The sequence below is a fragment of the Candidatus Gastranaerophilales bacterium genome, from assembly GCA_028693235.1.
Lineage (GTDB): Bacteria > Cyanobacteriota > Vampirovibrionia > Gastranaerophilales > Gastranaerophilaceae > JAQUVW01.
The window spans coordinates 1-24,264 of the sequence record JAQUVW010000005.1; the positions used below are offsets into that span (position 1 = coordinate 1).

19 protein-coding genes are annotated in these 24,264 nt (G+C 32.3%); 4 read left to right on the forward strand and 15 right to left on the reverse strand.

The window, feature by feature from the left end; all coding sequences use genetic code 11:
* Positions 1 to 271 precede the first annotated feature (271 nt).
* Complete coding sequence (locus tag PHV37_08920; protein MDD3238201.1) at positions 272 to 817, reverse strand: hypothetical protein; 546 nt, start codon at positions 815 to 817, stop codon at positions 272 to 274.
* A 67-nt stretch (positions 818 to 884) separates the two neighbouring features.
* Here PHV37_08920 and PHV37_08925 point away from each other — a divergent pair, with 67 nt between their 5' ends.
* Positions 885 to 1,832 (forward strand): phosphatase PAP2 family protein, encoded by a 948-nt coding sequence (locus PHV37_08925; protein ID MDD3238202.1) that lies wholly within the window; start codon positions 885 to 887, stop codon positions 1,830 to 1,832.
* 236 nt (positions 1,833 to 2,068) lie between these two features.
* Here PHV37_08925 and PHV37_08930 read toward each other — a convergent pair whose 3' ends face one another.
* From PHV37_08930 to PHV37_08950, 5 genes are all read right to left on the reverse strand, one after another.
* Positions 2,069 to 4,999 (reverse strand): carboxypeptidase-like regulatory domain-containing protein, encoded by a 2,931-nt coding sequence (locus PHV37_08930; GenBank protein ID MDD3238203.1) that lies wholly within the window; start codon positions 4,997 to 4,999, stop codon positions 2,069 to 2,071.
* A gap of 94 nt (positions 5,000 to 5,093) precedes the next feature.
* Complete coding sequence (locus PHV37_08935) at positions 5,094 to 5,732, reverse strand: hypothetical protein (protein ID MDD3238204.1); 639 nt, start codon at positions 5,730 to 5,732, stop codon at positions 5,094 to 5,096.
* Positions 5,733 to 5,742: 10 nt separating this feature from the next.
* On the reverse strand, positions 5,743 to 6,417 hold the full coding sequence (locus PHV37_08940) for a hypothetical protein (protein MDD3238205.1): 675 nt from the start codon (positions 6,415 to 6,417) through the stop codon (positions 5,743 to 5,745).
* A 59-nt stretch (positions 6,418 to 6,476) separates the two neighbouring features.
* The gene (locus tag PHV37_08945) at positions 6,477 to 7,382 is read right to left on the reverse strand and encodes a hypothetical protein (GenBank protein ID MDD3238206.1); all 906 of its coding nucleotides are present in this window, start codon (positions 7,380 to 7,382) and stop codon (positions 6,477 to 6,479) included.
* 10 nt (positions 7,383 to 7,392) lie between these two features.
* A complete protein-coding gene (locus PHV37_08950; GenBank protein MDD3238207.1) occupies positions 7,393 to 8,241 on the reverse strand; it encodes a hypothetical protein in 849 nt (282 codons plus the stop codon).
* A gap of 198 nt (positions 8,242 to 8,439) precedes the next feature.
* Between PHV37_08950 and PHV37_08955 the strand changes: the two genes are divergently transcribed.
* The 3 genes from PHV37_08955 to PHV37_08965 all read left to right on the forward strand — a co-directional run bounded on the left by PHV37_08955 (position 8,440) and on the right by PHV37_08965 (position 9,847).
* Entirely contained in the window at positions 8,440 to 8,940 is a 501-nt protein-coding gene (locus PHV37_08955) for a hypothetical protein (protein MDD3238208.1), read from the forward strand.
* Complete coding sequence (locus PHV37_08960) at positions 8,937 to 9,149, forward strand: hypothetical protein (GenBank protein MDD3238209.1); 213 nt, start codon at positions 8,937 to 8,939, stop codon at positions 9,147 to 9,149. Before PHV37_08955 ends, PHV37_08960 begins: the two co-directional genes overlap by 4 nt.
* A 65-nt stretch (positions 9,150 to 9,214) precedes the next feature.
* Positions 9,215 to 9,847 carry a hypothetical protein gene (locus PHV37_08965; GenBank protein ID MDD3238210.1) on the forward strand — a complete coding sequence of 211 codons (633 nt, stop codon included), beginning with the start codon at positions 9,215 to 9,217 and terminating at the stop codon, positions 9,845 to 9,847.
* Positions 9,848 to 10,222: 375 nt separating this feature from the next.
* Here the strand turns inward: PHV37_08965 and PHV37_08970 are convergent, their stop codons facing one another.
* The 9 genes from PHV37_08970 to PHV37_09010 form a co-directional block, all read right to left on the reverse strand.
* Positions 10,223 to 10,648: a lysozyme gene (locus tag PHV37_08970; protein MDD3238211.1), complete on the reverse strand. Its 426-nt coding sequence runs from the start codon at positions 10,646 to 10,648 to the stop codon at positions 10,223 to 10,225.
* Complete coding sequence (locus PHV37_08975) at positions 10,645 to 10,866, reverse strand: hypothetical protein (protein ID MDD3238212.1); 222 nt, start codon at positions 10,864 to 10,866, stop codon at positions 10,645 to 10,647. Before PHV37_08975 ends, PHV37_08970 begins: the two co-directional genes overlap by 4 nt.
* Before the next feature lies 1 nt (position 10,867).
* The gene (locus tag PHV37_08980; protein ID MDD3238213.1) at positions 10,868 to 11,419 is read right to left on the reverse strand and encodes a hypothetical protein; all 552 of its coding nucleotides are present in this window, start codon (positions 11,417 to 11,419) and stop codon (positions 10,868 to 10,870) included.
* Positions 11,412 to 11,750, reverse strand: coding sequence for a hypothetical protein (locus PHV37_08985; protein MDD3238214.1), 339 nt, complete (start codon positions 11,748 to 11,750; stop codon positions 11,412 to 11,414). The genes PHV37_08980 and PHV37_08985 overlap by 8 nt, the downstream gene beginning before the upstream one ends.
* A 67-nt stretch (positions 11,751 to 11,817) precedes the next feature.
* A complete protein-coding gene (locus PHV37_08990) occupies positions 11,818 to 12,354 on the reverse strand; it encodes a hypothetical protein (GenBank protein MDD3238215.1) in 537 nt (178 codons plus the stop codon).
* A complete protein-coding gene (locus PHV37_08995) occupies positions 12,308 to 13,285 on the reverse strand; it encodes an RNA-directed DNA polymerase (GenBank protein MDD3238216.1) in 978 nt (325 codons plus the stop codon). Before PHV37_08995 ends, PHV37_08990 begins: the two co-directional genes overlap by 47 nt.
* A 297-nt stretch (positions 13,286 to 13,582) precedes the next feature.
* Entirely contained in the window at positions 13,583 to 13,732 is a 150-nt protein-coding gene (locus tag PHV37_09000) for a hypothetical protein (GenBank protein ID MDD3238217.1), read from the reverse strand.
* A 38-nt stretch (positions 13,733 to 13,770) separates the two neighbouring features.
* Entirely contained in the window at positions 13,771 to 16,095 is a 2,325-nt protein-coding gene (locus tag PHV37_09005; protein MDD3238218.1) for a hypothetical protein, read from the reverse strand.
* Between the two features lie 11 nt (positions 16,096 to 16,106).
* The gene (locus tag PHV37_09010; GenBank protein MDD3238219.1) at positions 16,107 to 24,251 is read right to left on the reverse strand and encodes a hypothetical protein; all 8,145 of its coding nucleotides are present in this window, start codon (positions 24,249 to 24,251) and stop codon (positions 16,107 to 16,109) included.
* Between the last annotated feature and the right edge of the window lie 13 nt (positions 24,252 to 24,264).

The following is a 24,264-nucleotide window of genomic DNA, read 5'->3' on the forward strand; positions in this document are numbered from 1 at the left end:
ACGAAATGTCTTGTGAAAAAATAGATGCACCCAAGATTCCTTGCTCTTGTGCTTCTTTCAGCTTGTCTATATCTTCTTGTTTAATTCCGCTATTTGTTGCTTTCCCGCTACCTGCGAGTTTTAACAGTAAATCAATCCACATAACTTATTCCCTTTTCCGTTACAATATAGTAAAGTGCTTTTTGGTAACATGTTAATCGGCGTAATCATGCGGTATATTTAACTTTTTTAGTGTTTTTTGCTGTTTTTTTAACAAAACTTTACAACAATGCTAGTTTTCGTATTTGAAGAAAAGTGTATTTCCCGGTTTTAGTTCAATTTGCCATCCTGTATCAAATATTGAATCTTTTATCATTTCTTTTTTTAAAAAATCTACAGGACTTGTGCTTTCTTTCATGAGCGTAATGTCATGTGGTGAAAACTCTGTTGCCCATCCATTATTGCCTTCTACGCTAAAAGTTGAACGTTCGAAATTTGGTCGCATTTGTTGTTTGTATTTGAGAATAATAGGTTGGGCTAATGTTTGTTTAATTCCATTTGCTTTTTTATATTCGGTTAATTGAAATGAGAAGGTTGCATTTTTGCCGTATTTTTGTGGTTGCACAATGTCAATCATGTTGCCATATAATATCGTTCCTTTTGGCAAAAATAAATCTGTAGGTAAGGTTGCATCTGCTAAGGTCGTTACATTTATATAGGGGGTTGGGGTTTTTGTTGAGATGTAAGATATTGCTTTTACTTTTATTTGCATTGGTTCTGCAAATGCAGGAAGTGTCATCAAAGTTAAAATAGTTAATGCAGTTAATAATTTTTTCATTCTTACCCCTTTTTTGTATTTTAATATATTATGATAAAATATCCTTTATTATTATAAAGGATTTTTTATGTATTTGAAATCACAAATTTCTTATCTTTTGTTATTGCAACATTTTCGAGAAATGACTAATGGAATTTTAGACCATTTTTTTCTTATTGTGACGATGTTCGGTGAGTTTTTGATACCATTGCTTTTTGTTTCGTGCATATATTGGTGTGTAAACAAAAAAGACGGTGTGTTTTTGTTGTTCACTGTTGCTATTTCGTTTTGGATAACCCAAATGTTGAAAATGACCGCTTGCATATATCGTCCTTGGATTTTGAATTCTGAAGTGCATCCGATAAAGTCTGCTATGAAAATGGCATATGGGTACTCTTTCCCAAGTGGACATACTGCCAACTCTATGGCTGTTTGGGGTGGTTATGCTTTTTTGAAATGGGATAAAAAAGTAATAAGAAATATATTTTTTGCTATGGTTGTTTTGGTTGCTTTTTCTCGTAATTATATCGGGGTTCACACTCCTCAAGATGTTATCGTTTCAATAATTGTGGGTGTCGGGGTTTGGTTTATTGCAAAATATTTAATAAATTGGATAAATAATGGCAAAAATCGTGATGTTATAGCTTATTGTGTAGCGATGGCTCTTACTTGTTTATATGAAAGATATGTTTTGGTTAAAAATTTTCCGATAGATTATTTGAATGGCAAAATCCTAGTTGACCCTGCATGGATTAAAGATGGCTCTTTTGTTTGCTTTGGATATTTGCTCGGATTTTTTACGGGGTGGATTGTTGAAAGAAAATTTATAAATTTTGTGCCTGAAAACGGAACTGTTTTACGTAAGATTTTTAGATTTTTAACAGGTGCTTTGGTTATTGGACTTGTACTCGGAGTTGGCGAAAAGTATTTAATAGATATTTTGGGCTACGCAAAGGCAACTTGCTTTTTATTGATGTTTTTAGGACTTTTTATAACAGCAATTTATCCGTTTATAATTAAAAAAATGAATTTATAAATTAAGATAGATAAAACAGACACGCAACCTTACCTGCTATTATAGTGTGCCATTTGGCAAGAGCTTAAGTCCTTGAACTTCTTTTGGAAGATTTTTAAAATAGATTTTATTCGGTTTTGAATTGTGCTGCTTGAGTATTTGCTTACTCTTGAAGATATTTGCTCCATTTTCAAGAAAATACCTCAACAAAAAGAAAATCAATCATTACACTTAACCATAGTTGTAAAATCAAATAATCACAAGCTTTTATATTCTAAATTTAAATCATTTATTTCAACAAATTTTTTATATACATAAGGAATCTCAAAATGCTTTTCGCTCATACCTTCAATTGTTTCTAATGAATAGTCTTCAATAAATGAGTTATCAAGTTTAACCGTATATTTACCCGGTTTTATTCCTGAAAAATAATAGCTTCCGTCATTATTAACAGTAGTATAAGCTATTTCATTGCCGTCATTATCATCAACAACAATTATAAAGTCTTTTATAGGCAAATCCCTATCGAAATCATCTTTGATAACTAATTTGCCGGTTATATTTCCGACAGAACTTTCAATCGGAATTTCAATATTAGTATTTTTTTCAGCATCTATTTTTACAATATTTGATTCTTTACACTCCTTTGAAAGAGATAGTATAGTAGGAAGCGATTCCGTATCAACGCTTATTTGATATACACCTTGATTAATTGCCTGTACAGGAATAGTACCTTTTGAATTTGTATATATAATCTCATTTTTCCAACTACATTTTATTGGAACACCTTTAACTTTTACATCACTTTTATCAAATTTACCATTTTCATTTTTGTCTAAATAAGCCACGACATTAACAAACCCCTTATTCCTATCAGTAATTCCAACTGAGCGTAAGCCATTTAAAACAGCAAAATTATCATTAACCGAAAGGTTAATCGAATGTCGATTGCTCCCCGGAATGAACATATTATCAACCATATAGCCATTAAGCTTGCTATATTGATAATTCAAAAAATATGTCCTTCCTGACTTAGTCGAATAGCCTAATTTCACGAGATACTCAAACCCGGGGATATCACCTGTATAACGATAACCTGTACCAATAGATAAATTGATTCTTTTTAACATTGGAAATGTATATTCGATTCTTGCTATTTGATAATCATTAATAAAATTATTTCCACCGATTTTCACGCCTTCATTCGCAATTTGAAGACCGCCTTTTCCACTGGGAATCTGCCAATTTAATTTTGTATATTGCATTTTATATTCTGAAGATGTGTCAGAGTAAGACGATTGGGGGATAAAAGATTCAGTCTTTAAATTGCTGACATTTTGCCCAATTGTAAGATACAAATTTCTGCCAATATTCTTATTATACTCAACGTTGTAATATGTGTTATTTACCATTGTTGTATCATTTTCACCTTGGCGAATATTTGTATTGATATTTACGTTTCCATATTTACTCAAAGAAAGAGAATATCTAAAATTCAATTCATTGAATTTCATAATTCCATTTTCGAATTTATGATTCAAATTAGAATAATAATGGTTAAGACTAAATCCGATATTTCCGACTTTTGTATCACCTGAAGCATTTATCCCAACTCCAAGTCTGTCTGTCACAGTACCAAACTCCGTTGCTGCAAGATAAAATGAAGGAGAATAATTGTATGCTCTTGCATTAATTTCATATTTTTCAGTTTTAAATCGTGGCGAAATTTCTGCTTTATAACCTGCACCTAATTGAGATATCGATTTATCATTACTAGCACTGAGTGCTAAGGTTGAAAAAAGTGAAAGATTTTTATTAAAACGATATTCTGCATCTGTTGAACAAGTTACTCCTTCCAAATTGTTAGAATTAATATAAGTACCGGAATACAAACTAGGTGCCTTTGAATAAGACATTCCCCAAATATTATAATCAGGTGCTTTCACTATTTTGTCAGCTGTTATTTTGTTTTCAATTTGTAACTTATCTGTAATAACCCTTGTATCACTTAGTCCAATAACTAATTTCTTAGCATTTGCGGCATATAAAGCCCCATTTTCAGCCCACAACCTATTATTAAAGCCGTTTGCACCAATTAAAAAAACATTCTTGGGCTTTCTTTTTTTGAACCTATAATCAGATGTATCATATTTTTCATCAAAAAATGTGTTTTTTTCACCAGTTTCTTTTTCTTCCTCAAGTTTTATACTTAATAAATTTTTAGGAAGATGTGCCTCTTTTAAAGAATAGTAGCCGTTATAAGTATTTAAAGATTCTAAAAAATCACCATTTACGTAGACATTTACGATACTTCCGGCGGATACATATCCGTTTTTATCTTCTATTTTTTTTTCATTTTCATTGTAATTTTTAATATTTATGCCAAACGTATTTTCACCAATTGAGTTTTCAGCCCCAATTCCAGAAACTTTTCCTACTTGATAATAATTGTTTTTATACTCATTTTCATACCTTAATCCTAACCCTCCAAAAGAGAATAGCTTATCAGTGTAATTAAAAGTGTTATAATCAATGGTATATTTACCGCCATAAGCTTGCCCATTCATAGCTATTTGAGTGTTATTATTAAACATGAAATTGGAATTCATTTGGTTATATAACATTTGTGCATACGAATCTGAAGTCGTATTATTATTAAATGAAACCCTATCAAGAGAGATTTTTCTCTTTTCATCAGGCAAGACAATTTGCGTATAGCCTTTAATTTGTTTAGAATTACCTGATGAATCTATTAATTCTTCTTTTTTTAAAGCTGATAAATTTCGTTCAGTCGTTGCCTCTACCGATAAATCATCAGATTTTGGATTAAAAGCGACTCCAAAAAGGTCGCCTAAAACTTGAGGAGGGACAAAAATCTCATCTTTTATATCTGCCATTATTCCGGATTTTAAATAATAATTTTTAGCAGTGGAAATAACTTTGTTGTCGAGTTTAATATTGCTAAGAGAAACGACCCCTTTTTGGTGGTCAGGAGTTTCAAAACAGATTTCATTAGCCCCATGATTAACTTTAAAGGGGATATCAAACAAAACTGCCATTTGTTTAAAAGGAAGATAAATTTGAGAATTTGGAAGATACAAGATTTCAACATCAAAAGTATCTTGGTCATTAATGACAATATAAGAAATTGTATTTTCGGGATTGGCACAAGCCGCAAATACTGGCAAAGAAAATAAACCTATTAAAAATAGGATTAGTAATTTAATCAAACTTTTTATCATTAATTTTTAAATCTATTTATATTGATAATTAATCAAACTTTTACAATTCATATGCTGAAACAGTAACTATTGCCTGATAAGTACCTGCTGAATCGCTACCAAAAAGATAAGTTCCAGAAGCAGGAGCTCCGGAAATGTTGAGTCTCACGCTCCCATTCAAAACTCCTCCACCAGTCTTAGCTATTGAAAAATATTTTCCAGAGCCAAAGGGACTTCTTGCATTTGAAAAAGTCATAGTTAAAGACCCTGTATTGGGACCGGTTGTAACAGGATAAGAAATAACATTCGGATTAGAAGAGGCTGAAGCACCTGAGTGTTGTGCTGAAATTATACTAGAATCAGAAGGGATAAATCCCATCGAAGTATTTGCAAAGGTAAGGCAAGGGACCCCGTCAATTTCACAAAATGCCGTTCTGGTCGTTTTGCCTTGTACAGATGCCGTCATTCCTATTTTCGCACAGTTACAATTACTTTTTAGCGAAAATTGAGGACTCACAAGTGTCATATTTCCACTATTACAATCGATAGATGTAACTTCTTTTGAATTTAATGCTTTTATCTGAATACTTGATGAAACATTAACTTTTAAAGTTGCGGAGATATTAGTAGCCCCAAAAGAACAAGGAGCTACTAATTCAACCAATATCAAAGATAAAATAATATATTTTGTAAACTTCATAATTCGCCACTTACAATGAAACGGAACTGAGTGTTACAATGGATTGATAATTTCCAGCCAAATCAGTTTCATATCCCCACGTTCCTGCTCTATTCGTAGTAGCTAAAGCAACTGTAAAAGGTATTCCTGTTGAAGAAGTTATTATCGTTGGAGCAAATGTGTATTGACCTTTGGTATTCTCAAATGAAGTTGGCGACACTACTGCAGAATTATAATTAAACTCACTGATGCCAAATGCTATTGCATTAGGATTACTTCCCGGAGAAGGTGCTGGAGTGATAGACTTACAATTTGTTACAGCTGATGTGTTTGCTTGATTAGTTCCTGTATTTGTTAAAACTATATAATTATTTGATGCTCCATCTTGAAAAAAAGAATTTGCAGAGCCATTACTACATATATTCTTTGCTGAAAGATACAATTTTACTGTTTTATCATTCGTTTTTACTGAATAACTTGCAATTGGTGCAGCGCTTGAAAATTTACCTGTTTGGCAATCCAAATTACCTGAAACCAATGGTGCAGTAGCTGTAATACAAATACAAGATGGCATTACTGCTTGAACCGTACAATCTGCACTCTTTGAACACCCACTACTACTGCTACTTTCCTCGGCATAGCTCATTGTTGCAGTTGAAATCATTGTTGCTACTAATAGCAACCCAGTTAAACTTTTTAATCTCATTTAATTAATTCCTCCCTTAATTTTAAGATTATTTAATAAATAATTGTTATATATAATAACTATTGATAGTTTTCTATTTTTTGAGCGGTTGTATTTTTCTCTGTTGTTATATTGTCTTGGTTTATTTGAGAAGTTTTAACCGAACTGACCTCAAATATTTGTTCTTTGTACATCTTTCTCAATTTATTTTTTCCATCTTGATAAGAAATTGTTAATCGTAAATTATATTTTCCGGCGGAAGTTATGTCTTTCAAAGGTATTTCGCCCGAATTAAAATAGTTACTTGATTGAGCCAACACCATCGGATTAAGATTATATTCAGAGACCAATTGACCGTCTTTTATTATCTGAGCCTTGCCTGAACATCTTATTCTACTGTTTCCCTTTGATGATAATTTAACATTGTAAGTTAGATTCTTATCACCATTATTTTTAATAGATAAATCATCAAAATTAGCGGCTCTAGCTATATTTCCTTTATCAAAATAAATCGGAACACCTATTCTTGTTTTTACAATTAATTTTGTTGTCATATTTGGATTAGGATTTGATAATAAAAGTTCTTTTGTTGCCACATCCTCAAAGAACACAACCATTCTTGATTCTCCAACAGGAAGCTGTTTTAGATTTGTAACTGTAATTCTTACTTTTTGAGGCTTCCCGTCTTTTAGAGTAAATTCATTAGGAACATATTTTGCATTTCGAATTAACGAATCAGGTGAATCTTTCAAATCTATAATATTCATATCGCCTTTTTCTGAAATTCTAAAAAACTCCGGATAAATTTTGTATCTGACGGTTTCATTTTTGTCAGCTTCCACGTTTATCGAAGCTGTCACAAAATCATTTCTACTATTATTAGATTTCAATTCTACGAATAAAGGACTTACTTTTATGGAAGCATCGGCCATTGAACTAAATTGCATAAGACAAATTAAAGATAAAAATATATTTTTTATGTTCATTTTATTTCCTCTACTGCTTTTCTATCTGATAATTTATATGCTTATCGTAAGTTCCACTTTGAGGGGCTACCGTTGCAGATTTCTTTGAAATTCTATACCTAACGGTAATGGGTTTTTCTACAAGATTATTGTTCGAGTCAATTGTGGAAGTACCTGATGCAATTTTGTATTTTTGGTTCAACGTAATTGGTTGAGAATTTTGATACAACGTAACTCCAGAACTAGCTGCTGTTGATAAATCATAATAACTATCACAAGTATCTCCGGAATAATCAGAAGATGTTATCAAATATAAGTTCCAAGGCATATTGGCTTTTATTTTTAAAACAGTATCCAAGTCATTGTATTTTATAAATGAAGGATTAAAAATATCAGCTTCCTCAATTTTAATTTGAGGATTAACTGTTGAGGCTGTAATTTCTAAGACCTCATTACTATTCAAGACTAAATTATAATCGATACTAGCTGTTTGCTCATTCCCACTTACTATAACGATTCTGATTGGAACTGTATGAATTCCTGCGGTATATGAGCCATATCCATTTATTTGCATTTGCATAGTCTTTATATTGGAAGTATTTGTTGTCAAAAAATCAACAAAATAAGATGTATTTATATTTGTGACATTTGTCCACCCTCCGAAAGATGGTCTATATAAAGATATATTAGTCGTAGGAATAGCAACAGGCCCGCTAATTGTTGAATTTGGAAACAAAACGTAATAAGAATATCTATTATTCAAAGTCCCTGTCGTTAAAGTAATTGGAATCGACAAATTTAAAGTAGTCCCGCTCATAGTTTGAACTATTCCTGCTGTATTCAGACTTATTCCATCTGCTTGTGCGGGCAAATTTGTCATTATATATATCATTATTAAAGGTAATATCAATTTCTTAAACATTAATTTCCTCAATCTCAAAAGCAACTTAAACGATTTCTAAAATAAATTAATTAGCAACTTGTATAATCTAAAAATATATTCTTGATTTTCACCATTTAGATATATAGAAAAACCTATTTCATTGATAGACTCAGTTGTAGAGGAGTAAAGTAGGAAATGAAACATTATTATATAAAAATATTTTTCATATTATATGTATTAAGTTTTGGAACATTTGTTTTTGCACAAGATGAAAATAACGCAGCCGTAACAGTACAGGGTGCTCTTGATGAGAAGTTCGGTTTTGACAAAATATTATATTCAGAATTTAATATCCCATTCAATTCGGGAGATAAAATCCCCCATGTTGCAATAAATAAAGATAAAAGCAATCCTTACAGGTATAAGATAACTTACGATAGTGTTAAATTTAAATACAAAGTAAATACACCAATGTCAATAAAGGTAATACCTACATTTGACAGTTTAGAACATACAACAACTCATTACACTTTTGACCCTGGTGATTTATCTATAACTCCGAGTTACGACATCATAAATGCCACACCGGGGGGAGATAATACATCTCAAATTTTTAACCCAATTGTATATACAAAGAATGGTGTAAATACTGGTGTTTACAATGGAGTAATGACTATAACGGCGGTCGGAATATGATAAATAAAAATTATTTATGTAGCTTTATATTAATATTATCTTGTTTTTTTCATTCTAATTATGGATTTTGCAGTTCAAGTTGTGGTGAAGATGGAAATTATATCCCTGAAATTTTTCTTGATGAATCTGTAATTCCACCAACTCCAACGCCGACACCTACTCCCGATGATGATAAAAAAATAATCCCACCGGAATTGCAGTCGGGGTAGGAGCAGGTTCTGCAGCCATAGTTGCAGCAGGAGGTGCTGCTTTAGCACCATTTCTATTACCGGGGATGATTCTCGGTTGTGCTGCCGGTATTGACTGTCCAATCGAAGCAATTAGTCTTTGCGATGCAAAAATAATTAATGATTTGAAAGCTTGTACAAATCAAACTAAATATATATTAAAAGCAATTGAAGAAAATTGTATTCACAATCCTTGTACATCTAAATATGTACTGATTGTTGATACAAAAATTACCCCCGGAAATTATAATATTGTAACTTTTGAACTTCCTAAAGAAATTCTAAACAACACAAAAACAATGTCTGTAAAAATAACTCAAATATCAGATGCTTTTAAAATATACAGAGAAAGACCTGAAATAAATTCAAAACTTTATATAGGCACCACACAAAATGAATTGGAAAAGCTATATAAACATCAACGATACTGGGGTAATAGGAAAAATATTGGAGAAATAAAACTTTCAAAGATAAGCATACAACCCGAAAAAGGTATAATAATTGAAGTTGGGGAAATGGATTTTTCAAAACAAGAGATTCCAAAAACAGCGACCATTGTTACTACGTACAATAAATTCGGTAGAAAAAGCATGCTTCCTAAAGGTGTAAAATCACGAAGTATAAGATACGCAATACTTATTGAACTAAGTAATTTACCAAAAACAAATCTAATAAAATAAAAATGGTTAAACTGCTTCTTTTTCAAAGAAACATCAAGTCATTCATCTAAATCTCAACGCTAAAGACTAGCCTCAATTAGCCTAAATGTGGCACTCTTGCCACTCAAACTCCCATCAAAAGGTCCTAGAAAGGTTATAGTTATAGCAAGCACAAACAAAAAAGACCCTTAAAAAGGGTCAATTTGTAAATGGCGGGAACGACGCTGTTACAATCGAACTTTCTCGAAATCCTGTAAATAATGTTGCTTATTGCATTTTAAACTTTTTACAGAGCAAAGAATCAAACAAAATTCTTTATATTTTGAAACATAAAAAAATTGCATAAAAAAATCCCCACTCTTTCGAGTGAGGAAAATGAACATTAAAACAATGGCATTATGCCAAGAATAGTTCTTTTTCTGCGTGCCGTCTTTTGACAAGTCCGGGGAGAATTTTATTTCCTGCATACACCCATCTGTCAAATTGACTTGCTGCACTTTTATAATTTTTTGAATTAAGCATTTTCAATAATGTTGAACTTGCAAGATTACCATATCCGATATTGTATTCGAGGCAAACAAGTGCATCAAATTGATTTTGATTTAATGAAACTTTAACAAGTTTTGATACATTATTTTCATGGATTATTAAATCTTCTTTTAATAATCTATCTGCATCGGCTTGAGTTATTACATCGTCCATGTGAACTTTGTTAGTATGACCATATCCGATTGTTGCAATTCCTGCAGGGCATTTATATGCTTTAAGTCTGCAGCCCTCAAAATTTTTTATTAATTTTATACCTTTTTCTGTAATCTTCATTCTAGCTCCTTTTTGATTAAGATGTCTAATTTTTTGTTTATTGATTTCATCATTCCAGTTAGGTTGTCGTGCTGCATGTTGCAATATTTACACTCAACATAATTCTGTAATTCCGTTCTAATCAAATCTTTAATTGCTAATCTTGCGAATATCCAACCAATGCCACCAGAACCAAATATTGAAATAATCAACACTTGCCAATCTATTTGCCAGTTCATATTATCCCTCCATACTTATAATTTCGTTCACTTCTAAATAATTTTGGAAGTGAGCAGGAGTGATGCAATAAGCAGGTAAATTGTAGAACTTGCAAATTGTAGGATAACAAAGAGCGATATATTCACTACAAATCAAACCTTGTCTATCTTTTTGTTTTCCGTTATTTCTGAATATAGATGCTCTCAATAGACTTTTTATATCTCCGATTCCGTAAGGCATTCCGATATAATGTTCTAAATTTTCAAAATCAATATCAAGTGGGAATGCTTTAAATTCATTTAAAGATTTCTCCTCGATATGATTCCAGATATTTAATTTGTATCTTCGCACTCCCTCTGGAACTCCAAGGGCTTTATATCCTTTTGCGTGAGATTCATATATCCACCAAGAGTTAAGTCTGTAAACAAAGGCAAGTGTGTGTGTTGGTATATCTTTTGAGTTAGGTGCATAGCATTTTGAGAATCTGCGAATCTCTTTTGCTATGATACTATTCTGACCATATTGCAGACCAAGATATATTCTGCTTTTATCAAGATTTTCGAAATCAATCACCTTGCACCTCCCCATGTCTTTTTAAATATGCTTTTGATTTTTTATTAAGTTTGTCTTGCAGTTTTTTATTTAGTTTTTTGAAAACTTTTGCACTTTGTTCGGCAATTTGGTTTTTGACATCATCCGTAAGTGCAGGCATTCCATAAGTTGCAGCATAAGCAGAAACTGCATTTACAACTGCAAGTGCTGCTGCTTTGCGTAAATCATCGGCATTTTTAAATTCATCAAATCCTTTTAAAATGTCATTTGCTAAAAAAGTTTTTAATTTTTCTTCACGACAATCATCAATTTTAATATATATTGTTTTAAGCTTGTTGATAATTCTTCCCATACATTTCCCCTTTCAGCTTTTAAATAAGCCTTTAATACGTTCTCAATCGGTCTATTCATGAGAACTCCTAATAAACTATTTCTATTTGTTCAAGTGCATCTATTGTTGCAGCTGCATTTATGTTTGTTTTGTAACCTACAAACTTTGTATCAAGTTCAGCGACAAGAGTTGTGAACTCAAAATATAATGCTTGAACTTGTGCTTGTGTCATTGCAGGAACTGCAGTCCCATCAGCAAGCCTCAATTTTCCTGCAGGGATTCCTGTTGGTAAATCTTTCAATGCCATCAAGCAAAAAATAAAATCATATGTTGGAGTTTTAATTGAAAAATCTCCAATGCTTGTTGTAATAGTTTTTTTTGCAGCAAGTGTATTTTCATTTTCTTCCTGGACTAAAATTTTAAAATCATCAAGCAGTTTAGCTTTATATTCTTCTGTATCAAGAATGTCATATCTGTAATCATTTGATAACAAAACTTCTTTATAGGTATATTTACCATCTGATTCTGTTATATCTTTTCTCAAATAAATACCACTTTGAGTTGTTATTGCATCAACTTCAAGTGGTTCTACAAGACTTTCTACATTTCTCCAATTTAATTTCATTTTTAATCTCCTTACGTTTGTCATAATTACTCACGATTTTTTTACAGTTTCCAAAGTTCACAAGTTTACACACAACATCTTTAAAGATTCTGTATGAATCTGTATGCTTGTAATATCCTTTGTAACAAAGTGCTTGCCTTGCAGAATGAACATCAATAACTTTTAATTTTGAAACCTTGACAAATTTACGCATTGATTTCAAAAAAGTTTTTCTGCGAATCGTTGTTTTATCTCTGTAAAATTTAAAGCCCATAAAATCAATGGGTCTGCCACATCTTTTACCATTTTTATCAATATAATCAAATCTGAATACTTGATGATTAGATTTCAATTTTAAATCTATTGCAGCAAGATATTTTGATATTTCAAACATTGTTTTGTGCAATTCTTTTTTATTTCTTCCAAACATTATAAAATCATCAACATAGCGAACGTAGCATTTTATATGCATTTTTTCTTTTAGAAAATGGTCTAACCCCTGCAGATAAAAGTTTGCAAAATATTGTGATGTGTAAAAACCGATAGGCAAACCGACATTAATCATTTTGCCTTTATATTCAACCATATTGCAATCAAGAATCATATTTATTACCCAGAGCATATTTTCATCTCTGATAATTGATTTGAACATTTCTTTTAATCTTCCAATATCAACTGATTCAAAGAAATGATAAATATCACCTTTTGCTGCATATTTAATTTTATCCGGATTTCTTTTTATGTATTTGACAATATATTTTTTGCCATAAACACCACCTCGACGTGCTATCGAACCGCAAGACCATTCATACATACCTTTCATTATTATTGGCAACAGAACTTGTATTACTGCCCATTGTAAAATCAAATCATACACGTAATATGGTTTTACAATTATTCTTTTCTTTTGTTCAATGCCATCGTTTATATCTTCGCCTTTGTGTTTTGGCATAACAAATTTTTTAGATTTTAAAAGATATTGTAGTCTGCGAATAACTTTGTCTTTGTGTGCGACTGCACGTCTTATTTTACTTCTGTCGAGTTTGTGTTCAGATGAATTGATAACAGCTTTTTCTAAATTTTCATAACTGATAAGTTTTTCAAATAGAGGTTTTTGTATGTTTTCATTAGTTTCTTAAATACCTCACCGTCTTTCACCCTACATTCATATGCTACTAAACAGTGCCTCTTGTTCGGTTTATTTTCACCAAGGGGTGAGGAAAGTAGCTGCCATTAGAAATTTTTATTTTTAAGAAATGGACGAGCCGATATTCCAGTTCGCATTCGAGGCAGCATTATTCAAGTTAGAGCAAGACACTCCACAAATAGCACCGTTGTTCGAATTACCTCCACGAATAGCAACCATAGCGACAACTAAATCCCTAATTTTTTTTATCATTTAAAAGTTCTTCTGGGGGAGAAATCCCCCAAACCCCCTTAAAGAGGTTTGTAGGAAACGGACGAGCCGATATCCCAGTACGCAAACGAGGCAGCAACATGCAAGGAAGAGCAAGACACTCCACAAATAGCACCGTCGCGCGAAGCACCTCCACGAAGAGCAACCACAGCTCCTGCATTGTTATACCACATACCATCACATTCATTTGTGCTACTTGAACCAGAAACAACAGTAGGGAATGTTCCGACATCATCAACTGTTTGCATTTGTGAAATATATCCTCCAGATGTTCCAGATAGTGTTGGTAATTCAGTTAATGCAATATAACCCTCACCAGTAAAGTTAAAATCAGACACGCTTGAACCGTCAGAAGTTCCCTGGCATCGTTTCACCTTTTGAACTCCATCGACCATAACCCAACCGAGAACACGTTCCCATTGAGAAGCCCATCTGTTTTCCATTCCAAGGAATTTAACTCCAACAGATGTTGAAGTTGAACCAAAGAAATAGCCTTTGTCGTCCATTGTTCCAGAAACAAGACAAGCTGCAACTGAATTACCACCATCAGATTTACCTTGACCTAAAGCCGATTGAGAATCTGTTGTTTTATATAATAGATGAAATAAATCTCTAATCATTTCCCAAGATTCACTCGTAATCATATCATGACCTGCACCGTTAGCTTGGCAATATGTTCTTTCGCTTTGTGCAGTTTGACCGCTCATTGGAGTAAGTCCACCACTCATTGAACGGGCTTTTCCACTTACAAGAGAACCTCTATAAATCGGCAAATATACATATTCTCTCAATGTTCCGTCTGATTTTACAAAATCCCCATATGGTTTGTAATTATCATTTACTTTTACGTTTGAAATATCTACGAGTTCATTCCCACTTGCATCTTTTCTTTTCCACCTATACATCAATTTAATACGCATAAATGCATTCATTGGTTTTGATGTATCTGTTACATCGGAAGTTGTTCCATCTTCTTTTTTCTTGTAATTGTTTTTATCCAAAAAATATGCAACTTCACCACAATTTGCACTATCAGTGTTATAAACCATACAAGGAGTAAGTCTGTCTTTTAATAAGAATGGTGCATCTTTCCAATCCCCCTCATTGTTTATACCAGAGGTAAAGTTCATTTTCATTTCTTCGTAATGTTCGTTTGAACCTCTGTAAATAATTTTTTTAGATGGAACAGATTCAGCTTTGATTTTTGTAAATGAATAAATCCAAGCCCCAAATTTGTTATCATCATGTAAAGAATAAACACCGTTGATGGAACAAGGGAAAGCCCTGTATTTATAATCTTTAGTGTTGTCAACCTCGTCTATATATGGAGTTTCTGCATATTGATTTCTTACATCGGAAGTTATTACAACATCGCCATCAAAAGGAGATTCGGGATAAGAATTTTCTTTTCTTACAATGACTGTATTATCCCAGTTACAATAAACATTATTTTCATAAGCTGAATCATCTGGGTCAACCCAATAAAGTTCAAATCCCTCATCAACTTTTTTTATTTCTTTATGTTTAATTTGCATCGGTGCAATGCCGCCAAAATCGTTTCTAAATTCGTGTTTTATGCCGTTTGTATCGAAATAAAACAATCTGCCATTTTCCATATAAATGCCAAGTGCTTGAATGTTTGTTTTTGTAGCATTGCCAAGATTTGTGATTGCAGTTTGTTGATTAGTTGACAATGTTTCTATTGCAGCTTTTTCTGTTGCTACAGTTGAAACAACTTCATTATATTTTGAAACAGTATTATTGTAAGTTGTTTCTGCATTAGCCTCTGCAGTTTCTGCGTTTGTTTCTGCCGTTTCTGCAGCAGTCGCAGATGTAGCAGCAGATGTTGCAGAATTTTGAGCAGCAAGTGCCTTTGTATTGATTATTTCTAGTAAAGCATCTGGAGTTGCAGATGAACCCTCTTGAACTTTAATTGCTCTATCTGTTTTTCTTGATAGTATTTGACATATTCTTGTCAATTTATCGAATGATAATTCCATTGATTTTAAATTCATTTTTGAAGATGTGCCAAACTCTGATTCTTGACTGATAGGTAAAGTAAGGCAAATTGATATTTTTTCTGCATCACCTGCACCTTGAGATGATTCAGCTTTTAAAATCGGATATGTCGAACCTGCAAGAGGGAATGTGATATAACTACCATTTTCATTACCTACGGCATGGATTGAATAATCTGTGTCTTTTGTTAATATCGTTTGAACTCCGTCTTTATCGGTATGATATACAACGATTTGATTTTCATTTTCAATATAGAAATTAAAATCAAATATTGTTGTGCTATCGTTACCTGAATAGGTATTGACTGGTGTAATTTCTGGTATCATTTTTATCTCCTTTATTCTTCATCGCCTGTAACTCTTTTTGCTCTGTAATCGGTATAACCACCTACTTTTAACAGACCTTTTTCCACTTTTCCTTGAGCAATATCACCAATACCTGCTACTGCATTTCCGATTGTAGAAATCGGTATTCCTGTTATTGCCTCACTAAACAACGCAATAGCAGTAAATATATCAATAGGTGTTATTTCTCCACTTTTAATATGTCTTGCTATCTTATTGGTTTTTACTGCTGCAGTTGAGAACCAATCGCCACTTGACAACATATCGCCGTTGAATCCTGTAAATATTGCATTGATGAATGAACCTGCAATCGGTATGAATGTAAATCCACCTATACAACTTCTCCAAACATCTTTGAAAATATCTTCCGGGTCTCCAGAACCCATAAAAGTTCTGATTGATAATGACGATGCCATATTAAAAATTAGAGGAAATATATATAAATACAACCCACAAAGTTTTGCCATATCCATACCTGTTTGTTTGTTAGGGTTTTGCTTAAATCTTATAACTGAATTGTATGCAGTTCTAAAATATTGCCAAGGTGTGTTTTGATAAGCAAAAAACATCTTTATTAGTGGATGTTTTGCTGCATTTCTTTGCATATTTGACAACGTGGATGGTATGCTCGATTGTTGGTCGTTTACTGTTTTTTCAATAAATATCTGAAAGGCTTGTTCTTTTGAATATCCCTTTTTCATCAAAATATCTATGTATGGCTTGCCACCAAGAATGATTGCACCAATATCACCATATCTTATTGGTGCAGAAAATATCTCATCAAACAAATTTATTTTTGCAAATATTTTTGTTTCAAGTTGAGTTTTTAAAGCATCTGTTGAACCACCTCTTGAATATCTGTCTTTTAGATAATCATTTGACAACATGAACTCAATATTCTTTTTCCATTCTTGAGGAGAGAATGTTTGTTTCGCAAATTCCTTTAACCATTCTGCAGTTGAAACATATTCATCACCTACTCCATAGTTCATGAAAGATAAGACCTGTTTTAATCCGACTTGAGGTTTTGCAAAAATTTGTGATTTAATTACATTATTCATGATCGTGTTATATTCTTTTTCTGCCTCTGAAATCATAGATACTTGACCACCATAAAGGTTTCCTGCTATTTGATTTTTAAATTCGTGTTGAACTTTTTCGCCCCAGATATTTGTTATCTTCTTTTGCAAATCTGAATCATTTCCGAATACTCTATTCATTAGGTCAAGTTGTTTACCCATGATAATTAAGGTGTTTGCATTTTCCATGTGGGAGAAAAGAACTTCAAGAGGGTTTGCAGGTGCTATTCTTACACCTGCCCCTGCAGTTCTTTGCTTTTGGAATTTTTGAGTAGAAAGTTGTTGAACATAATCATTGAATGGTTCATATATTTTTTCGTTGTTTGTTTCAGATTTTCGAGGAAAATAACCTTGGCATTTGCCAAGTTCTGTATGATATTTTTCAATATGATATTTGTTCAATCCATCATAATATTTTTCTGCAGTGAGTTGCAGAATATCACCCATTAATTTTTCTTGAGGTGTTAGATTATCAAGTAATTGTTCAAATTCAAATCTATCAAATTGACCTTTTGGAGGTGTTGATTCATCTCCCATGTTGGTTAGCATATCATATGAAGTAGGGTTTTTTGCTTGAATATAATAATAAAGCACTTGCATTTTTGATAAGCTTACAGGCTCATCATCCCATTCTTTATATGCAGCATCTCCATCTGGTCGTATTTGTATTGTTTGTTCTGTATAAGTTTTTCCAGTTGCTTTATCTTCTGTTGTTATTCTGTATGTGCCATTGACTTTATCTGGAGTGTATCTTTGTCTGATTTTAAATTCTGGTTTTGTCATATCAATGAACATATTGTATAATTTGATGTTTTTAGTTGCACCCTCAAATCCAAACAATTCGGCAATTTTATTCAAAAGTTCATCTCTATCTTTTCCGACTTTGGCATCTTTTTGAGCATATAAATAATCAAGACTGAATTTATTTTTTACAGTCTTGTTGAATATCATTTCTAATGAACTGTTTAGATTGAAGAATTTTGAGTATTCAACTTCTATTTTTGAAACTTTTCCTCGATGTTCATTAAGTGCTTTTGCACATTCATCAACTAGATTAATTTGTTGCATTTTTCGTTCGTAGTCAATATTATCTCTGGCAACTTTTGCAGTGAATTTTGCCTGTTGAATTCTTTGAAGTAGGTTTGACAAGAATTCTGTTGAATTGTAATATGAACCATTTGCTCTGAATTCAATATACATTTTTTCTATTGATTCATAATAATCATCTGTATTTACACCATCTGCAACATATGAAATTGCAACCTCATCATTTACTTGTGCATCATACATATCTTGTACTTGTTCAAGTGGCATTTTTGCAATGGCTCTTAATCTTTCAAAAAGTTTATTCGCAGGAAATGTATATTTTGTTCGTTTTATTCCGTTTTTCCATTCGTGAATTGTTTGCTTAACTTCTCTATCAATATCGTTAGCCATCTTTTTACGTTCAGTTACGGCATCTAAAGTTTCAGCATAATCCATAACAAAATCAAGATTACGTTCAATTTCTCTAAAAGAATTATAATCTTTAAGAGAACTGAATATTTTTTCTTTGTCATATTCAGTCATAAAATCAAGACGTTTTAAAACTGCTCTGGCGAATTCAGCAAATTGTGTTGAATAATCTCCATAGCCTTTTAGCTTTGCAGCATATATTTTTAAATCTTCTTTCGCTTGTTGAAATTTAGAAAGATTTTCATATCTGTCAATTTCGTTTGTTTCTGATTCCCATCTTTTTAAATAATCTTCTTGAAGAAAATCTGGAATGGTTTCAACCCAATCCCAGAACGCAATCATAGAAATAGTTCTATCATGGTTTTCTTTATAAGAATCTATGATGTAATCATATTCATATGATAATCTTGTTATATCTTCATCAGAGAATTGTTCTTCATCTTCTCCCCAATAAAGATATTTTTTATCCATAATGACATCATACGCAGCTTGTGCAAGTTCATAATCTGCACCAGTTTCAGCATTGTCATAACTTACTCCGGGGTCGCTAAAAAACTCACCCCATTCTGGCAAAAAACCGTTACCAGAAGAATATGGGTCATCAATATTATTTACTCTTTCTTGAATATTTTCAGCTTGTTTTGTAAGGGATTTTGATTTCTTTGCACCTAAAGTCATTTGCAAATATTTTCGGTCTAAACCAAGCCCTGTTGCAAGAATATCATATGCGGTATCTCTATATCTGATTTGTGCATCAGTCAAAGTTTGAGGCTTGATAAAATGTTCTTTTACTTCCTCATCATAATTTATTTTCAGTGCAGCATTATTTCTTGCTTTGCTTATTAAATCTTCTGCAAGTTCTTTCTGGTTTGTATATGATTTATCTCCAAGAAGTTCGTCAAAAACTTTTTTTGTTTCATCATCAAGCTCTAATTCTTGCTGCATATCTCCAATGGTTATGCTTTTGTAAACATCGTGTAACCAATTCCTAAAATTTTCAAAGGCTTTTTTAAGAGAATATGTTGGAGCTTTACCGCTCATAACATATGCCTCAAAACCTCTTGCGAATTTTTCTTGTTGTTGCCGTGTGTATTCTTTGCCGTTGAATCTTAACCATTTGTTTAATGTGTTCAAGTGGGATGCAGATTTTGCATCAACCTTTGCAAGTTGATTCAAGGTCATCAAATATACATGGGCAAATTCGTGCAGCAAAGTTGACTTATCAGCTTTGTTTTTCAAAAGTACGATAAGATTTTCTTTTACTGTTCCATCAAATTCTGTGCGTTGAGTTGAAAAACCTCTGGCATTGTCTATGTCGTTTTTGTCTTGAAAATATATTTTATCTTCTGAATCTTTTATCCCTTGCAACATTTCTTTAATTGTTATCGTATTAGGGTTGAAATTTGGAGTTACATCGTTTATACTGTTATCAGATGCCGATTTCATAAGGTTGCCCTGTTCTACAGGTGAAGTACTGGAAATCGGTGTCTTTTTGTCTATAATGACATCATAAACATTTGCAGATTTTATATTGAACAAATTTTCTTTTTCGTTGTTTTCTGCAGAAATTCTGATTGTATATATCATATTATTTATTTTTACTGGAACATAAAATCTGAAATAATTATCTACATTCGGCTTTCCGTTAGGGTCATTATTAGGTTCACTATCAATCAGAACTGCATTTTCAAGCAGCTTTGTTATACTATCTACTGCCGTTATTCTTGCAGCTTTGTTTTTTATTTCAACTTTACTTGAGCCTGCAATGTGGTCTGGAACTAATACGTCATTTTTGCCAACTCTTTTTGAACGTGCAATAAATTTAAAGATAGCTTTTTTGTCTTTAGATTTAATTGCCGTTTTTCCAACTAAAGACCAAATGTAATTTTTCAAGTCTTTTTTTGTTAAATTTTGAGCAGCAGAAAAATTTGATGTCAAATCAACAACATCAATTTTTTGATTCGGATTAATACCTGCAATCATTGCAGATTGATAATAAGTTTTCAAAATATTTACGGCTTTATCATCAAAAACAACATAACATTCACCATCGACTTTGCCATCATATTTTATACCTTTAATATTACTCTCGTTCAATTCCATAGATGCATCTTGATAACTTCCTGCATCTTCTGATAAATATTGATATATTTCTTTGCCTGTTTGATTATTATCAATAGCACTTTTTAAACGTGGATAATCATCTGCGAGTTCTTTCAAATTTGTTTTAACATTTTCAGATTGTTCGCTAAATGTTTTATCTTCATCAAGCATCAAATTATCTTCTGGTATGTCAACCTCAAATAATTGCCCCTCATCAATTTCAATTCCATCTATATTTATGCTATCAATTTCATAATCAATAACATTCTTGAAATTATCTGCTTCTTTTTCCCACCATTGTGGATTGTTAGAAATTTTTGCTTGATTTCTAAATTCATTTTCTTTTTCTTTATAAAATTTGATAGTATCTTTTTTGCCATATTTTTTCAATCTATAAAGCAATGTAAAAAAGTTGCCGTCCTCATTTGTGTAAATTTCACCTTTATAATTGACCTTTGCCTCATTTTTCGTAAGGCTTTTTCTATATATCTCTGATACTTCTTTATTGCCCGCAAAATATAACCCCCAACCATGAGCTTGAGCACCCTCTCCAGTTCCGATATTTTCTGTAGAAAATTCATCAAACTTGTGAGGTGTTCCATGATATGCTGATTGATAATAAACGTTGTTATCATATTCTTTATTTGAACGTGCAAGATATTCATCTATTGTTCCGGATTTTTCTGCCTTGATAGGATTAAAATCTATTGTCCTTTCAATTCCATTATTATCGGTCAATTTTATTGCAGCAGAATTAAGCATATTGAACGCATCATCTTCACGCATAGAACCTGAATATTGTATCAATACATCTAAATCAGAACTTTCTTTGTTAGTTCCTTTTGTGTAACTGCCGTATAATTTCAAATCTTCGAGGTTGAACTCATCTTCTGAAACGGAATTCTCTGATAAAATGCTTTTAACATCGCCTAAAAACATTGATTCCATTTCTTCTTTAGAAGAACCAAAATCTTTTGAAATATTATTGTTATCAAGTTGATAATAGATATTAGGATTTTCACTGTCAAAAGTTCCTTGATTGTTTACAGATTTTATTTGTTCGGGGTTAAATACTACATATTCAGAATGGCTGCCATCAACTATTACTCCGTCATAACCAAGTTCTTTTAAATTATTTGTGAATTGCTCTGTATTTTCAGAGATATAAAATAACGCATTATCAGCTACGGTTGCCCCACCAATATCCGAATAATCATTGCTAGAACCACATAGCTTTTTAATTTCTTCTATGCTAGTTTTATTATTTACAACAAAAGGATTTTTTAAATTCAAATAATAAGAACTAACATTATTACCATATTCATTTGAATATTCAATCTCTTTCGTAAAATAAAAACCTTTTCCAAAAAATGACTTATGATTTTTTTCTATTTTAGATTTATCAAAAGTATCAAATTCAGCATTTGTTCCGTGGTAAACCGCTAACGGCTTACCACTTTTATCAACAACCTTTGAATCACCAAACCAATTTTTGAAGTATTTGCTATCTGTGCCTTTTTCTTGCCATTCTTTTGCTGCATCTGCCTCTTGTCCTTTTTCTGCCCCTGCAGTTTCGATTGCATCTTGATTATATTGAACTCCACCTTTTAAGAATTTTTTAGCAGAATCTACGTCCATTGATTGGATATTTAATTTCATCAAGTCCTCAATATCGTCAATACTTTTGCCAGTAATGCGAGCCATTGAAACCATTGCTTGTGTCATTATTTCTGATTCTGATTTTGCAACTTCTTTTTCTCTGCCAACATTCAAAGATTGAGTAAATAATCTGTTTCTTAATGTAGCAATCTTTTGAGAATCTGCGGCACTGATTCTTTGATTTTCGTTTTCTTTAAAATTCTTTAAAGCATTTCTGATTTCAAGTTCAGATGCAGAATTAAAAAACTCATCACTTGTTGCACTATCAATTCCGTTCGCCTCGAATTTTTCTCGCAAAATTTGTTCAGCAAGAGATTGAGAACCCATAATTCTTACAAGACCTTGGTCAAGATAAAATTCTTCTGGAGAGTACAATCTTTTATTTGCCCTATCTGCAAGTTTGTGTAATTCTCTTTTTTGTGATTGTTTTTCAAATTCTTTAGCAGTTTTTGATGCAGAACCCATAACTGCATGAGTTCCTGCACTTGTTGCAGCAAAAGACAATGCCTCGCTTGCCCATTGACTTGGGTCATTAGCATACAAGACATTATTTAAAAATCCATCAATATTATATTCTTCAAGACCATTTATGCCGAATGTTTGGCATAAAAATCTGTTTAAGAGTTCTTCTCCCATTTCTTCGACTACGCCGTCATAGCCGTATTTCTTTAAGACTTCACCTGCAGGTCTACCGAATTGAGATGAAACAAGTTTATCAAAACTTTTGAAAAAACTTTCTGGTAATTTATTTCTAATTGGTTTTGCAAAATATTTTGAAATTGGTGCAAACATCCATCCTGCAGTTTCTGTCATGATATCGAATGTTGTATCACATAGTGCTTTCATTATTGATAGCCCAATATTTTCAGAATCAAGAAAAGTTGCATCTCCTGCATCTGTAACATATACACCAGTTGATAATTGTCTATCGGCAATATTTCTTACAAACTGTTGAGGCATTCTTGTTAAAGCTGCTTTTGCAGAAGTTCCAACAATCTTTGGAGTAGCTTTCAAACCCTCTTTTAATATTGTTTTTGTTCCAAGATTTTTGATGGCATTCGTTGTTCCGGATTTCAAAACATTTTCAAATTCTGTTTTGCCTATTTCTTTCAATGCTGCTTTTGATAATTCTTTTTTTACTCCTGTCATTGTGGATTTTACTGCAGCATCTTTTATTGCTTTTTCTGTTGCAATTTTTGCAGCTTTTTTTGCCCCCATTGTTGATAATGTTTTTGCTAATACCCCAAAACCCATACCCTCTGGCATCGTTGCAATAGCACCTGCAAACTCTCCCATATAAGGGATTGATGACATAAGAATATCAAGTCCACTGCCTGCTATTGTATGACCACCACGAACTTCTAACTCTTTAGTATCCCTAAGAAAATCAACAAGCAATTCTTTTTCTACATCTGAAACTTGCTCACCATTTTTTATTTTACGCAAAGTGTTGGCATTTCTTACTGCTATTGTTGCCTCTGCAGAAGAACCTGCGTATGGAATCATTTCCCATTTCTTCTTTTTTTGCCACGTTTCAGCAATACCCATTTTGCCCATGGATTTCCATCTTTCAATTTCGTCTGGAGTTGCCACATTTAATTGAGAAAACCATTCTGGCATTTTTGAATATTCGTTATATTCATTCATCGCAAAATCTGGAACGGTAGGAATGTTATTTATTGCATTTTGATTCACATTTTTTATTTTTTGTTTTTTGGATTCATTATCTAAATAAATCTCATAGTCTGATTTGATTTCATCTAAATCGCTTTCAATATTTTTATTACTTTGCTCGTAGTGAGCAAAAGTGGGCTGATTGTATTTTTCTTCTAAATATGCCATTGTTTTTGTCCTT